Source organism: Tunturiibacter gelidiferens (genome assembly GCF_051013345.1).
Taxonomy (GTDB): Bacteria; Acidobacteriota; Terriglobia; order Terriglobales; family Acidobacteriaceae; genus Edaphobacter; species Edaphobacter gelidiferens_A.
Window position 1 is genome coordinate 1,850,079 of record NZ_CP132939.1, and the last position, 14,900, is coordinate 1,864,978.

General features: G+C 54.8%; 13 protein-coding genes and 1 pseudogene. 3 read left to right on the forward strand and 11 right to left on the reverse strand.

The genetic code is table 11. The features are described from left to right. Positions 1 to 25: 25 nt before the first annotated feature. Positions 26 to 2,808, reverse strand: a pseudogene (locus RBB80_RS09200) (ATP-dependent helicase). A gap of 296 nt (positions 2,809 to 3,104) precedes the next feature. Between RBB80_RS09200 and RBB80_RS09205 the strand changes: the two are divergent. Beyond that, positions 3,105 to 3,449, forward strand: coding sequence for a hypothetical protein (locus RBB80_RS09205; RefSeq protein ID WP_433967915.1), 345 nt, complete (start codon positions 3,105 to 3,107; stop codon positions 3,447 to 3,449). A gap of 150 nt (positions 3,450 to 3,599) precedes the next feature. Then, on the forward strand, positions 3,600 to 4,154 hold the full coding sequence (locus RBB80_RS09210) for a TIGR00730 family Rossman fold protein (RefSeq protein WP_433967916.1): 555 nt from the start codon (positions 3,600 to 3,602) through the stop codon (positions 4,152 to 4,154). Between the two features lie 90 nt (positions 4,155 to 4,244). Here RBB80_RS09210 and RBB80_RS09215 read toward each other — a convergent pair whose 3' ends face one another. The 10 genes from RBB80_RS09215 to cysD form a co-directional block, all read right to left on the reverse strand. After that, complete coding sequence (locus tag RBB80_RS09215) at positions 4,245 to 4,517, reverse strand: gamma-butyrobetaine hydroxylase-like domain-containing protein (protein ID WP_433969588.1); 273 nt, start codon at positions 4,515 to 4,517, stop codon at positions 4,245 to 4,247. Further along, positions 4,406 to 4,681 carry a gamma-butyrobetaine hydroxylase-like domain-containing protein gene (locus RBB80_RS09220; protein ID WP_433967917.1) on the reverse strand — a complete coding sequence of 92 codons (276 nt, stop codon included), beginning with the start codon at positions 4,679 to 4,681 and terminating at the stop codon, positions 4,406 to 4,408. The genes RBB80_RS09215 and RBB80_RS09220 overlap by 112 nt, the downstream gene beginning before the upstream one ends. 71 nt (positions 4,682 to 4,752) lie before the next feature. Then, on the reverse strand, positions 4,753 to 5,088 hold the full coding sequence (locus RBB80_RS09225) for a sulfite exporter TauE/SafE family protein (protein ID WP_433967918.1): 336 nt from the start codon (positions 5,086 to 5,088) through the stop codon (positions 4,753 to 4,755). Further along, positions 5,031 to 5,531: a sulfite exporter TauE/SafE family protein gene (locus RBB80_RS09230; protein ID WP_433967919.1), complete on the reverse strand. Its 501-nt coding sequence runs from the start codon at positions 5,529 to 5,531 to the stop codon at positions 5,031 to 5,033. The genes RBB80_RS09225 and RBB80_RS09230 overlap by 58 nt, the downstream gene beginning before the upstream one ends. A gap of 62 nt (positions 5,532 to 5,593) precedes the next feature. After that, on the reverse strand, positions 5,594 to 6,373 hold the full coding sequence (locus RBB80_RS09235; protein ID WP_433967920.1) for an ATP-binding cassette domain-containing protein: 780 nt from the start codon (positions 6,371 to 6,373) through the stop codon (positions 5,594 to 5,596). A gap of 132 nt (positions 6,374 to 6,505) precedes the next feature. Then, positions 6,506 to 6,856, reverse strand: coding sequence for a TSUP family transporter (locus tag RBB80_RS09240; protein WP_433967921.1), 351 nt, complete (start codon positions 6,854 to 6,856; stop codon positions 6,506 to 6,508). Beyond that, complete coding sequence (locus RBB80_RS09245; RefSeq protein ID WP_433967922.1) at positions 6,856 to 7,269, reverse strand: TSUP family transporter; 414 nt, start codon at positions 7,267 to 7,269, stop codon at positions 6,856 to 6,858. Before RBB80_RS09245 ends, RBB80_RS09240 begins: the two co-directional genes overlap by 1 nt. Positions 7,270 to 7,302: 33 nt before the next feature. Next, the gene (locus tag RBB80_RS09250) at positions 7,303 to 8,064 is read right to left on the reverse strand and encodes a phosphoadenylyl-sulfate reductase (RefSeq protein WP_433967923.1); all 762 of its coding nucleotides are present in this window, start codon (positions 8,062 to 8,064) and stop codon (positions 7,303 to 7,305) included. Between the two features lie 3 nt (positions 8,065 to 8,067). Then, entirely contained in the window at positions 8,068 to 9,741 is a 1,674-nt protein-coding gene (gene cysN, locus RBB80_RS09255; protein WP_433967924.1) for a sulfate adenylyltransferase subunit CysN, read from the reverse strand. Beyond that, entirely contained in the window at positions 9,742 to 10,653 is a 912-nt protein-coding gene (gene cysD, locus RBB80_RS09260) for a sulfate adenylyltransferase subunit CysD (RefSeq protein ID WP_433967925.1), read from the reverse strand. A 685-nt stretch (positions 10,654 to 11,338) separates the two neighbouring features. Here cysD and RBB80_RS09265 point away from each other — a divergent pair. Beyond that, the gene (locus RBB80_RS09265) at positions 11,339 to 14,590 is read left to right on the forward strand and encodes a carboxypeptidase regulatory-like domain-containing protein (protein ID WP_433967926.1); all 3,252 of its coding nucleotides are present in this window, start codon (positions 11,339 to 11,341) and stop codon (positions 14,588 to 14,590) included. The last annotated feature ends 310 nt before the right edge of the window (positions 14,591 to 14,900 follow it).

The window sequence follows — 14,900 nt, forward strand, 5'->3', positions numbered from 1 at the left end:
TCTTTGACTGCGATTTTTCAAAACTTTAGAGGCGCTCCAGCTGAGCAAACTTCTCCACCAGCTTCTTTACGCCGTGCTGTTGAAATTGTACTGTAATCTTCGCATCATCCCCATCACCCTCGCGACGAAAGACAGTTCCTTCGCCATACTTGGGATGCCTAACCCGCGAACCTTGCTTTAGGCCGGTCTTACCTGTTTGCTCTTGAACCTCTGGCTTGGGGCGCGATATCTTCTGTCCCCGCCCGGCGAAGAAGCTGGCAATGTTATCTATTGACTGTCCCGGCAAGGCAGTCTTCGCAGAGTGTACGGGACGATTGTTCACTCCAGGAAGCCCCGAAACACGAGCCGAAGTTCGATCACCGCTTTGGTCTTCGTCTTCATAGCTGTAATGCCGATCACCTTGATCGGTACTTGGACGACCAAACCTGTTTGCCTTGGGATAGGGCGTCGCGTACGCGCCCCCATACCCCGAACCATAATCAGATCCCGAAAACTGCGGCCGAGCGGGCGGACTTCCCAAATCCTCCACAAGCCGGCTGGGAACCTCTTCAAGAAACCGTGAGGCGATGCTAGATTCCGGCATATCGCTTCCATACCGCCGCCGATATCTGGCGCGCGTCATGATCAGCGTGTCCATCGCTCTCGTCATTCCGACATAGCAAAGACGGCGCTCTTCCTCGAGTCCCGTTGGATCGGTCAGCGTCCGAGAGTGAGGAAAGAGCCCTTCTTCCATGCCAGTCAAAAAGACAAGAGGAAATTCCAAACCCTTAGCTGCGTGCAAGGTCATAAGCGTCACCCTGGCCTCTTCGCTGTAACTATCTGCATCGCTGACCAGGGCGGCGTGATCCAAAATTCATGCAGTGTCTCTCCGCGCTCCTGGGCGTCCTGGGCCGCGTTGGCAAGTTCTTTCAGATTCTCGATCCGCGAGAATGATTCTGGGGTCGCTTCTTCCTCCAGCGCCCGAATGTATCCACTCCGGTCATTCAGGAACTTGATCAGTTCCGGGAGCGTGGCGGCATCCCCCGGTTTCCGAAACGCCGGCTTTTCATCAGCCATGCGAATTTCTGCGACTCTGTCCATTGTCGTCCCTGCGGACTTCTTCAGTAACACCGGTGCAAATGGATTGAAATTCGCCGAATCGATTCCGTGTGCAGCATCCGAATCTGAAGCGTTTTCAGCCGCAATTGTGGAAATCTCTTCGGTTGGACCGAAGTCGAACCCGAAGTTGAAGCTCGTGTCGAACGAAGTATTCGCGCCCGTGTCCTCAGATGCTGGGTTTCCAAATTCGAATGAAACCTCTGCTTCCGTGTCTTCGGCCGCATCGGAGTTCAGGGAAGTGTTATTCTCCGTTGCAATATCGTCAGCCAGCTTCTCCGCAAACCCAGGTCCCAGCATTGCCCGCGCATCCTCAATCAGTCGTCTGAAGCTACCCAGAGCCTGCAATGCCCGCGCAGGGAGCAACTTGTCTTCAATGGCGTGTCCTATCGCATCCCAGGTGCTCATGCCGCTTGACAGAGCCATCCGCGCCAACATCTCCATCGTTGTTTTGCCAATTCCGCGTGGAGGCGAGTTCACCACTCTTCCCAGAGCGACCGAGTCATGCACATTCTGGACCAGCTTCAGGTAGCTCAGAATGTCTTTCACCTCGGCACGGTCGTAGAAGCTGAATCCGCCCACCATGTGGTACTGAATCTGATACCGGCGCAGAGCTTCTTCAACGAGCCGCGACTGCGAGTTGGTCCGGTAGAGTACCGCGCATCTCGGCAAATCTACCTGTCCCCCAGCCTCGCGCAGATACCGCTGAATCCGATCGGCAATAAATAGTGCTTCGTTCTCTCCGTCTGGAGCTTCGTAGTAGCCAATCAGACTTCCACCCTCTCGCGTGGTGAACAGATTCTTGCCCTTCCGCTGTGTATTCTGCGCCACAACGGCGCCGGCACCCTCCAGGATCACCTGTGTCGAGCGATAGTTCTGCTCGAGACGGATCGTTTTTGTCTCGGGAAAGTCCTTCTCAAACTCCAGGATGTTTTTAATGTCTGCGCCGCGCCAGCTATAGATCGACTGATCCTCATCACCGACCACGCAGACGTTAGCGTCAGGCCCGGCCAGCAGCTTCATCAGCTCATACTGAGGTCGGTTCGTATCCTGGTACTCGTCGATCAGAAGATATTTGTAGCGCCGATTGTATCTTTCTCTCGTTTCCGGCGACGACTTTAGCAGGCGGACAGTTTCCAGGAGCAGATCGTCGAAATCCAACGCATTCGCTTTAAATAGCTCCTTCTTGTAAATCTCAAAGATGTGAGCAATCTTCTCTTCCATCGGGTTAGTGCTCGCAAGAAAATATTCCTGTGGATCAATCATGTGGTTCTTCGCCCATGAGATCCGCCCAAGCGCAACACGCGGCTTCAGAGACTTGTCATCAATGGCAAGCCGCTTCAGAGCCTGCTTCACTACAGCCTGTTGGTCGGTCTCATCGTAGATTGCGAAAGTCTTTGTCAACCCAACCCCGCCTACTCGGAGCGCTTCAATATCTCGCCGGAGCACGCGAACACAAAAGCTATGGAATGTGGCCAGCATTGGTTTCGCCAGACTGCTGTGCCCTAAAATCTTATCCACCCTCTCGGCCATTTCTTTGGCGGCCTTATTCGTAAACGTTACAGCGAGAATTGCATCGGCCGGCACGCCCCGTTCTTGAATCAGATAGGCGATGCGATGTGTGATGACGCGCGTTTTGCCAGATCCCGCGCCTGCAAGTAGAAGAACAGGCCCATCTACTGCCTGGATTCCCTCTTGCTGTTGCGGATTCATATTCTCTAAAAGTCGACTCAACGCGCACGCTCCAATATCTATTTTAAGCTCCCAGAGGCTGGCTCTCCAGTAGCTCGCCTGAAGCTTTCAAAGCTTATAGCCGTTGTTCATTTGCGAACAGCTTGTCCACTCATGGACAGCAGTCAAAATCAAATTAAGACTGGATGATTAATTCGAAAACCAAAGTGACTTTTCACGGAACTAGTTTCGTCCAACCTGCGTAACTCAACTCACGACGGGCTCCCTGATCCATGGCAGAGAACTTCAGTCGAAATCTTGAAGTAATGGAGCGTAGTATGAAACGTCACAATCTCTTGACCGTCGCAGTTGTCGCTACCTCTCTTCTTGCAGTTCCGGCCATATATGCGGCTCCTACAAGCATCTCATCTCCCGTTCATGCGATGTTCGGCAAAACAAAGACCAATACAATCAAACTCAATCTTCGCAATGATACCGGCACTTCTCTGCAGGTTCTGGTAGGGGATAAACCGATGACGCTTGAGCCCGGCAAATTAGTTAACCTGGACGTTCCAGTGGGAACACGCATCGTCGCCAATAGCGCCACGCCAAACCACGCGGTAGGATCGCTCATCGAAGAAGTCATTAAAGATCATAAAGGTGCCACGATCGCAATTCGCTAAGAGGACTTACGACGAAGACGATATCAGCTCACTGTCTCCGAAGGCCGACCCGCTACTATTAGTCCGGTCGGCCTGCAGCTTTCTTCCTCCTCCTTAACGTAATTGACTCAAACAATCAGACGACATGACGCGCTTGATATTCTCAGCAGTATGATTCGCAATGTTGCCGTCTTTTGTGCTTCCGCTAATGGTCTTCATTCCGCCTACCGAGCGGACGCCGAGCGCCTGGGGCGCGCCCTTGCTGCCCGCAATATTGGGGTAATTTATGGAGGCGCAAACGTCGGCCTGATGCAGGCCGTTGCTGAGGCTGCCCTAACCGCCGAGGGCAAAGTAATAGGCGTCATTCCGGAGGTGCTCGTCGATCTCGAAGTGGCCCATCACGGCATCACCGAACTTCACATCACCAGCACCATGCACACCCGTAAGGCGCTTATTGGAGAAAAGGCCGACGCGTTCATCGCGCTGCCAGGAGGTTTTGGCACCTTCGAGGAACTCTTCGAAGTCCTCGCCTGGCACACCCTCAAGCTCCACGCGAAACCTATCCTCTTGCTCAATACACATAGCTTCTACGACAAGCTCCTCACCTTTCTTGATCACTGCGTAACCGAAGGTATGCTCAAGCAGAAGAACCGCCAACTCCTTCTCGTCGCAGATACTGTTGAAGAGGCGCTCACGATGTTGAAGTTAGACGACCGATCCGTATAAGGAGTGGTTCGCTAAGCGATCACATAAGGCACGCACCGCGCCGCCAGAATCTGCAACCGCGGTTCTTTCTTTACAAGACTCATTGATCTCTTACGACGCTTGCTTTGTCATACAGCCGTCGCAACGGCACACCCGTCGAAGGTAATCCCAAGAGTAGATTCCACTTTCGTGTCCATCGCTCCACTTGAACTTCAGCGCATACTTGCCGACCGGCGTCACCTCCAGAGGTCGTACCGGGGCCTCATACATCTTCAGCAGTGACTGGTCCTTAGCTTTTGCTTCCCCGGTAACCTGCCTGTCTTTTCTCGATCTTCGTGGCAGGTGGCGCACGGACATGCGTTCCGCAACCACGCAAAGTTCCATTCGCTTTGGTGCCCGTCCTTCCACTCAATCTCGACGCCAGTGCCCTCGGTCTTCTTCACCCGCACCTTTTTCGGAGTTATCGCATCTGCCGGCATCTGTACGTGCTCCAGGTCTTCGAGCCGTGCCCGCTCCGCACTAACAATACGAATTCCCTCATGACTCATAACGCACTCTCCGCTTGCTTACCGATATTATCGAACAATACATCTCAATTCCTTGCCTCTGGCTCCGCTCCTTAGCCATTTCGCCAGAAGAAATAAGCCGCCATCACGCATCCTGTAATCACAACGATCGTTCGTAGCACATTCGCATTCATTCGGCGAGCATACTGTGCCCCGACATATCCGCCAACACCAGCAAATATCATCGAGATCAGGCAGTAACGCCAAATGACTGCGCCACTTAATACAAACGTGATTACGGCGCACAAGTTAGACAAACAGGCCGCAAGAACCTTCAACGAGTTCAGCGCGTTCATCTCCTCTATTCCAAATAACGCCAAGGCGCTCATAATCAAAAAGCCCGCACCGGCACCAAAGTAGCCGATGTAGAAGCATACCGGCAGCAACACAAAAAAAGCGGCGTCACGGCAGGGGATTTCATGACATGAGGCTCAGTCGATCGTTTCCTTAGCCACTGCGATACCGGACCACTGATTCCAAACAACAGAGAAGCGATCAGCAACAGCCAAGGCACCAAATGCAGAAACGTAATCTGCCGGGTATTCAGCAGTACGATAGCCCCACTTACTCCGCCCAGAATGGAAGCCGCACAGACAACCGGCAATAGATCCCGTGTCAAGTCTCCGCGTAAGGCAGCAACCGAAGTCAGCTGTCCCGGCCATAGCGCGACCGTATTTGTCGCATTCGCCTGGATGGGAGCAACCCCGATCGACAGCATAGCCGGAAAGGATATGAAGGATCCGCCACCAGCCATCGCATTCATGACGCCAGCAATAAGAGACGCTGTGACCAGCCAAGGGTAATGCAAATGCGAACTAAGACTCGATATCATCCAACTTCTATTGTATCGAGTTCTGCTTGCCAGCCGATTCTAAGGCTCGCAACTCTAAGCCTTCACATCCTTGCAGGCATCACTGGAGTCGCTGCAATCAACCGGCGCGTGTATTCGTCTTGCGGCGTATCGCAAATTTGCGCGCTCTCCCCCAACTCCACTAGTCGCCCGCTTTGCATTACCGCCACCCTGTCGCACCAGTACCGCACCAGAGGCATAGAATGCGAGATAAACAGGTACGTCAGTCCATATTCTCTCTGTAAGTCCCTTAGCAAATTCACAACTTGCGCGCCTACGCTAACATCTAATGCACTCACCGGCTCGTCCAACACCACGAATTCGGGTCTAAGAGCCAACGCGCGCGCGATATTAATTCTCTGTCGTTGCCCACCGCTGAACTCATGAGGAAATCGTTCTAGCGCCGACTCGTCCAGACCGACCGTCCGCAACATCTCTTTTAGCCGTGACGCTAGCCCTCCTAACGGTTTCGCCCGATGGATCTCAAATGGCTCGGTCAAAATCTGCTTCACCCGCATCCTAGGATTCAACGCCGCGTATGGATCCTGAAACACAATCTGCATGTGTCGTCGCATTTCCTGCATCTCGTGTGAAGTCAGGGATAGTAGATCCCGCCCTCTGTATCTCACGCTGCCCGCGGAAGGTTCTTCCAGGCGCAACAACAGGCGTGCGATGGTGCTTTTCCCCGACCCGGACTCACCGACCAATCCCAACGTCTCTCCCGGACGGATCACGAACGAGACATCGTCCACTACTCGGCTTCCCCTTCCGTACTCCTTCTTCAGGCCACGAGCCTGCACCAGCGCCTTATCATCCATTGGCATAGTCGGATGGTAGCATCCGAAGTCTGTCCGTCTTCACAATGCCCAATGCGTAGCCAGCTGAAACCTATTGCACGGACCGGTCGACACAAATGAGCTACCGACTAACAAAAGGAGAATCGCTCAGCGCAGGCCCTAGCGGTGCGATGCGGCGAAAGCATTCGTATAGATGAACTGCGATCCGACGATCAGAAGCCAGACCCAGAGAGCGAATCGCAGGGGCCTCTTGGGTATCCAGCGCACGGTAACTGTTCCCAAAGCAACGCCCGCGAGTCCTCCGAGAATCAAGTGCCGAAGAAGACTCGAATTCGTCCCATCAAAGAAGCCATGAGCACCACTTCCGACGAGCGAGAGGAGGAAGCCAAAGACGATATCAGTTCCAACTACTTGCGCCGGTGAGAGAGAAGTCAAGCTAAGCAGCGCGGCAGTACCCAACGCTCCAGCGCCTGCAGAAGAAAATCCTACCTCAACTCCAAGGGGTAGCATCAGAAAAGGTAGCAGGCGGCTGCGATCCCTCGGTGGCGCCTCGGTTCGCGTCGGTCGAAACGAAAAAATATCTGCCAAAGTGCTGTTAGAACCAATACCCCGCCGAGAAGGCCGTTCAGCAGAAGTTGCGGGCCATGGACATCAAGGTGGCGGAGGACGAGCGAGCCGATAAGAACCCCTGGCAGACCGCCGATCAACATAAGACTAAGGACACGCCATGAGACCTGTTTGCGAGCGATCTGCGATGGGACCAAGACAAGTTTGACGGCGGCAGAGAACATGAGCCCTGTGGTTACAGCGATAGGTGCAGGAACTCCGAGAAACAAGATGAGCAGCGGTGTTGTGATCGTGCCGGCGCCGACGCCGGTCAGAGCAATGAAGACGGCGATAATAAATCCAATGGCGTATTCCATGAGTCTTCCTTTCGGCGACCGTATCGACGCGGATCACCGGTTCGGAGCGGCCTGAATGTGAATGCCGCACTCGACCTTGCGACCAGCCCAGCGACCAGAGCGTGGGTCGTTGGGATCTGTGGGGATCGAGGTGCAGGGCTCGCAGCCGACGCTGGTGTAACCGAGTTCGTAGAGCGGCAGGAGCGGAATGGCGTAGGAAGCGCATGCCTGCCAGATGTCCCGCGTTGTCCAGTCCGCGAAGGGGCTGAGTTTGCGAACTGTGATGCCGCTGGGCAGCGCGAAATCCGCGATCTCTTCAAGCGCAGTGCGGCTACGTGCCTGTTCGCGGCGGAGACCGGTAAGCCAGATCTTGTAGTTGGCGACCGCAGTGAAAAGAGGCTCGACTTTGCGAAAGGCGCAACAGCGGTCTGGTGCGGTCTGGTAGAGCAGCCCATGTTCAAGCTCCTGCTCTGTCACTGTGTGGGTTGGAAGAAGATTAGTAAGGTTCAGCTTCCATTCGACTGCAATCCGGTCGCGGTACGCGTAGGTTTCCGGGAAGTGATAACCCGTATCCAGAAAGAGGACTGGAATATCAGGCCACAGTTCGCGAACGAGATGGAGGAGGAGTACATCTTCGGCCTGAAAGCTACAAGTGAGGCAGGCAGCATTCTCGGCAGGTGTTCCTGGTAACTCCCGGCCGAGAAGTGCGCGGACGTTCGCTAGTTTGGCCCCAAGTATGGGGGATAGAACTGGAGGCAGTTCTGCTGTTTTGCGAGACACATCGGGAGCGAGCGCCAAATTTGGAAAGTTCGTCATTGTCTATTTTTCTCCCGTTATGATGGCGCGGGCTTCAAGGAAACGAAGGAAGTCGTCAACGTCAGATACGACAGCCTGCTTTTCGCCGAAACGAACTGTCCTGTCCTCGGACGCAGCGTGAGTTAAGACCAGAGCTCCTCCAGTGATAAGCACTGCGATGGATTCGTTAGAGGGGAACTCGGGGCGAACGATGAAAGCACCGCGAAGAAAAAGGGTTCGTTCCACCGCATCGGCAAAGTCAACAGGGCTGCGGAGATGAATGTGCGCCCCAGAGTGGCCCCAACGCTCGCGTCGGTCAGCCTCTGTCACTATGTTTATTGTTTTGGCAATCGTTTCAGCGCCGACAGATCGGATCATTCCTGCGGCGACTGTAAGATTCGTTACGGGATCGATCAGAACGAAGCTTCCTGTGATGTGGTTTGTGGAATAGCTGTCAACACAGAGCGGGAGAAGGGATTCAATATCTACTAGGCCGATATCATTGAACTTCAGTGTTTCGGCGGCGTCTTGTTCCAGAGTTTCTACGTTAAGGCGATATTGAATATCAGTGATCTGAACCTGGATGGTCTTGCTTGTGTGCTTCAGTAAATAACGGCGCGCAAGCTCGAGAGGCTTCTCATCCATCCACACCAGGGAAGAGGTAAAGCTCTTCGTCGTGATAGCCGGAAATTCGGGAGTGACGATTAAATCGCCTCTACTAACGTCCAATTCATCTGTAAGAGTAAGAGTTATAGATTGGGGCGCTTGGGCCTGCGCAAGATTACCACCGAAGGTAACGATGTTCCGCACGCGGCTGATTTGGCGCGATGGGAGCACCATGATGGGATCCCCGGGGCGGATTGTTCCCGCTGCGATCTGTCCGGAAAATCCACGAAAATCCCGGCTGGGGCGAAGAACACGCTGAACCGGGAAACGAAAAGGGTGAGCGACTCCGGCCTCCGCTGCGGGGACCGATTCAAGCACTTCGAGCAACGAGGGTCCTTGGTACCACGGCATCGCAGCGGTTGCCCGGACGACATTGTCGCCGGTCAGCGCGCTGACTGGAACGAAGTAGAGATGCGGCGGACGCAAATCCCCCAATTCGTCGCAAAACGCGGTGAAGTTAGCCCGGATTGCGTCGAACACTTGTTTGTCGTAGTTGACAAGATCCATCTTATTGACGGCAACGAGGATGTGGCGAACGCCAAGCAGCGCGGTTATGCAGGCGTGACGACGAGACTGCGTTAGCACGCCCTTTCGCGCATCGACAAGAACGATGGCAAGCGAAGCAGTTGAGGCGCCGGTAGCCATATTGCGGGTGTACTGCTCGTGGCCTGGTGTGTCGGCGATGATGAATTTGCGGTTGGCGGTGGCAAAATAACGATAGGCTACATCGATGGTTATGCCCTGCTCGCGCTCTGCACGGAGCCCGTCTGTCAAAAGAGCGAGATCGACGCTTCCCGCTCCCGTGGAGCCCTTGCCCGTGATCGAACGGACCTGATCTTCGTAGACACTCTGCGTATCGTAGAGCAAACGGCCGATGAGCGTTGACTTCCCATCGTCGACCGAACCGGCGGTGGCGAAGCGAAGCAGATCACGCGCATGCTCGTTTGCAAGAAAACTGGAGAGAGAGAACCTCGAGTCTTCCTCGAACCGCCCTTCGACATCCATCTTCAGAACGGATTCACTGATAGGCATTTAAAAGTAACCCTCACGCTTCTTACGTTCCATCGACCCTTCCTGATCGTGATCGATAACACGATTCGCACGCTCGGAAGAACGGAAGGAAAGCAGTTCTTCGATAATCTTGGGTAGCGTATCGGCAGCCGAGCGAATCGCTCCGGTGCACGGACTGCAGCCAAGCGAACGAAGCCTTGAGAGCACCATCTGCGGCCGCTCTCCGGGCCGGGCAATAAAGCTCTGTTCGACCGGAAGAAGCGCACCTTCGCGAACATACATCAGCCGTTCTTTGGCAAAGTAAAGATCTACTATGGGAATGTCTTCCTGCAGGATGTACTGCCAGACGTCCATCTCGGTCCAGTTCGAGAGTGGAAAGACGCGGATGGACTCACCCGGATGTATCCGCGAATTGTAGAGGTTCCAGAGCTCAGGACGCTGGGCTTTCGGATCCCATTGGCCAGCCTTGTCGCGAAAAGAGTAGATGCGTTCCTTGGCGCGAGACTTCTCTTCATCGCGACGAGCACCACCAAACGCAGCGTCAAAGCCGTAATGATTAAGGCCATCGAGCAGCGCCTGTGTTTTAAGCAGGCCACAGCACCTTTTGGTATCGAGCGCGATCGGATTCGCGCCTGAAGCAATGGCAGGCTCGTTACGCCAGACCAGAAGCTCAGCGCCAACTTCGGCTGCTATGCGATCGCGAAACTCGATCATCTCGCGGAATTTGAAACCTGTATCGACATGGAGGAGCGGAAACGGGATCGGAGCCGGAAAGAAAGCTTTTTGTGCGAGACGCAGCATCACAGAGGAGTCTTTTCCAATGGAGTAAAGCATCACGGGGCGTTCAAACTCGGACGCAACCTCGCGAAGGATATGGATACTCTCGGCTTCGAGAAGCTGCAGATGCGTAAGTACCGGTGCGGCCAATGCCATGACTGACTCCAGAGGGAGTTTCGGGTGCAACTTCCCCAAAGCAAGAAGCTCGGGAAAAAGTGTCTAAAAAACAGTTTTTAGAGTGAAAGACTAGCGCTTGGGTCGACACGCCTGCTCGACGTTGAAAGGACAACAACAACGGAGCTGGCATGAGATGCGCATTTCTCCCTCCAGAGTAGCAAAGCGCAGAGACTGAGGCAAATCTGGGCCGGTCGCTTCAAAGCCCCCCGACAAAGGTGCCGGTCCTAAGCTGATAAACGAAGGTGCTTTCCAGCTATCTGACGTAATACGGAAGGCCGTTAGAGTTTTGCTCGCTGAAGAGTGAGCCTGCGATCCGACTAAAGAAGTCTCTGTGCTACTATTCGGTTTATGGCTCTGACCTTCCACTATGCCGTTACTGGCTGTCGTTGTTGTGAAGCAGGTCTGCGCCTCTCGCCTACACGAAATTAGTTTCCCCAAGCAAAAAAACTTACAGCAACCTGTTGCCAAGCGGGTCATGGCCTTTCGGTAATTCAATGTATTCAAGAATCTCAAGGCAGTTCCGACAGATCCGCATCGCAATTTCCTTCTCGGAAACAATGCCGAATTGTTGTTGCCGATAGTCTCTCGCCCTCCTCGAGAATTTATAAAGCAATCTTTTCCCATCTACATGCGGGTCTTGTTGTAGGCACTTGAGGTACCCTCGATGTTCCATCGATCAATTTTTCTCATAGCCCCATTTCTACTCGCAACGATTTCCAGCGCCCAGATCGTGGGTGGGACCATCAGCGGTATTGTCACGGATCCCGCCGGCGCTGTCATTCCCGATGCCCAGATCACGATTCGCAATCAGGAGACAGGTGGTGAGCGCCATCTCATCTCCGATGCAGCCGGAGCATACGCTGCGCCCTCGATTCCCGTTGGTGTGTACGCGATCTCAGTTGTGCGCGAGGGCTTCGCTCCGCAGACACGCGCCGGGATTTCTCTCACTGTAGGTCAGGCCACGCGCATCGATCTCACGGTGCATCCGGGTAACGTCACAGAGCAGGTCACCGTTACGGATGTGCCCTCGTCTGTCAATCTTTCCACCCAGCAGATCTCCGGCCTCGTCAACGAGCGTCAAGTCAAAGACCTCCCGCTCAATGGTCGCTCTTACGATCAACTCATCACGCTCAATCCTGCGGCAGTGAACTACACAGCGCAGCGTAGCGGATCGGTTGGAACCTCCAACTCCTCCGTGGGTAGTATGTTTGCGATCTCTGGTCGACGCCCGCAGGACAATCTCTACCTGCTCAATGGCGTCGAATACACCGGCGCGTCGCTTATCAACGTCACCCCGGGCGGCACCAGCGGTCAGCTTCTTGGTGTCGATGCGGTACGCGAGTTCAATGTCGTCAGTGACACGTACTCGGCAAGTTATGGAAAGCGTCAGGGAGCCCAGATCTCCATCGTAACGGCCTCGGGCACTAATAACGTCCACGGTTCGGCGTACGAGTTTCTTCGTAACTCGTTCTTCGATGCACGCAATTATTTCGACCAGGCCCACATCCCGAACTTTCAGCGCAATAACTACGGTGCCTCACTCGGGGGCCCCATTCGCACCAATCGGCTCTTTCTCTTTGGCAACTACGAAGGCTACCGGCAGAATCTCGGGATCACCGACGTCACGCTTGTCCCTGACACTCAGGCTCGACAAGGTCTGCTTCCGGACCCGGCTAATCCGAGCGGTCCTCGCAAGAACTATGGCGTCGCGAACGGAGTTCGGCCTTTGCTTAACCTCTGGCCTGCACAAAACGGCCCAGAGCTACTCGACGCCAAGGGCAACCCAACCGGGATCGGTGAAGCCTTCTCCAGTCCCACCCAACACATCCGCGAGGACTTCGGTACCGCGCGTTTCGATGCCAACCTTACCTCGCGCGACCTCCTCTTTGCTGTCTACACTGTGGATGATTCCACGGCCAACACGCCCACGCAAAACCCCTTATCGCTCATCAACGAATCGCTTCGCGAACAAGTCGTCAGCGTCCAGGAGCAACACGTCTTCTCCGCTCACCTGCTAAATACGGCTCGTGTTGGCTACTCTCGTGCCAGCTTTTTCTTCCTCGGCAATATTCCCTCTTCAATCCAGACTGACACTCCCGGCTTCCTCGCGGGCAAGCCGACCGGAGCTATCGTGATCGCTGGTTCGACCGCCTCCAATGGCTCGTCGCAGATCACCGGTGCCGGTGCCAACGTTGGATCGAACAATGCCACAGCGCGCAATCTCTACACCTTCGACGACCACGTCTTCTATTCGCGCTCGCGGCACCAGATTGAGGCCGGCCTTTGGCTTCAGTCGCTTCAGTCGAACGATAATCTCGCCCAGAACCAGTACGGCCAAGCCTCCTTCGCTTCACTCGCTACCTTCCTGCAGGGAACTGTCAAGACCTTCACCGTGGTGCCCAGTCCCACGCCGCTCAATTGGCGCAGCTTCATGAGCGCTGTTTATCTCGAAGATACCTGGCAACTTACGCCAGTGTTCGAGATTCGCGGCGGGATTCGCTTCGAATCCACCAATGGCTGGAACGAGTCCCACGGTCGTGCCTCGCAATACGGCTTTACCAACGGCATCATCAATACCACTCCAACCACAGGAACCTCGGCCCTGTCGAACAACCGCGCGAAGATTCTTCCCGAACCTCGCGTCGGCGTCGCATGGAATGTCTTCGGCAATGGCAAAACTTCGCTTCGTTCCAGCGTTGGCCTTCACCACTCACTTCTCGACAATCTCGACTATCGCCTCGACCAGGCCGCGCCCTACAACACGACTCTCTCTTACTCGAACGTGCCTATCGCAAGTCCGATCAGCGGTGCTCCAGGGCTCATCTCTCCCTCTAACGTCCAACCCGATATCTCGACTCCGAGCGTTGTCTCCTACGCACTCAGCATCGAACAGCAGCTCGATCAAGCAACCTCAATCACGGTTGGATACGTAGGTTCTCACGGCTATCACCAGATCCTTTCGGAGGATCAAAACGAACCCGCTTCCATCATCTGCTCTCCGAACTCAAGCTGCCCTGCAGGCACTTCGACCGGAACGATCTACTACCCTACGACAGTCAAAGCGAACCCTTTGGTGGCCAACACCACGTCATGGACCTCGGGCGGCTCCAGCAACTACAACGCCCTCGAGGTTGATCTTCGCCGCAATCTGGCACACGGCTTGCAACTTCGAGCCAATTACACCTTCGCCAAGAATCTCGACGACGGTTCTGCCTGGAACACGAGTGTTTCAGCCAACACTCCGGCATTTGTCTCCTATCCGGCAAATCCTTCGCTTGACTACGGCCCCGCTGCGACAGATATTCGCCACCTCGCTGCCTTCAATGCCACCTACGAGCTGCCCGTCGGCCGTGGACACTTTCTCCTGTCCACCGTGTCGCCATTTGTTAACCACGCGGTATCTGGATGGAGTCTCAGCACCATCGCATCACTCCAATCCGGATTTCCCTTCAGCCCTCAACTGGGCTATAACCCTACCGGCTCAGGTGACACCCGAAACCCCGTCCGTCCCAACCTCAACCCCGGCTTCCACGGGAGGCTTTACGCTCGTGGCAGCACCTCTGCTCGCGTGGCGCAATTCTTCTCCCCTACCGCTTTTACCGCACCCGCATATGGCACAATCGGGAACCTTGGCCGCGACACTCTTACCGGTCCCGGCTACGCCGACTGGGATCTTTCTCTCCTAAAGTCCACCGTCCTGACGGAGAGAACTCGTCTCCAGTTTCGCGCCGAATTCTTCAATGTGCTCAACCACACCAACCTGCAGACGCCCAACGAAGTTGTTTACACAAGCGGGCCCACTCAAGGCGCAGTCGCCAATCAGGCCGCAGCCGCCGTTCAAAGCCCTACAGCCGGAGTCGTAACCGCGGCCTCCACCAGCCGTCAGATCCAACTCGCGCTCAAGGTCATCTTTTAGGGCATAACTGTTTCTCACAGAGTGCCCGAACACCGAGGCAAGATGGCAATCCTGAACTGGAGCTGTGCGGTCCACAGCAGCGAAACTATCGCGATGGATCTATAGATATACTTCTCCGGGGGAATAAATCAGTCAATCCCTTTCCGCTGGAAACGTAAAAACTTCCGCTGGAACCAATTCACTTAGGCCGGAGCTCCTCGAAATGTTCATGCGCAACCGCCCCTTTTCACATGCCACGCCATCGCAGTTGGCGCTCTCTTTCTGACGAGTCTTTCCAGTTCTGCACAGTTCGTTGGCAACAACCCGCAAG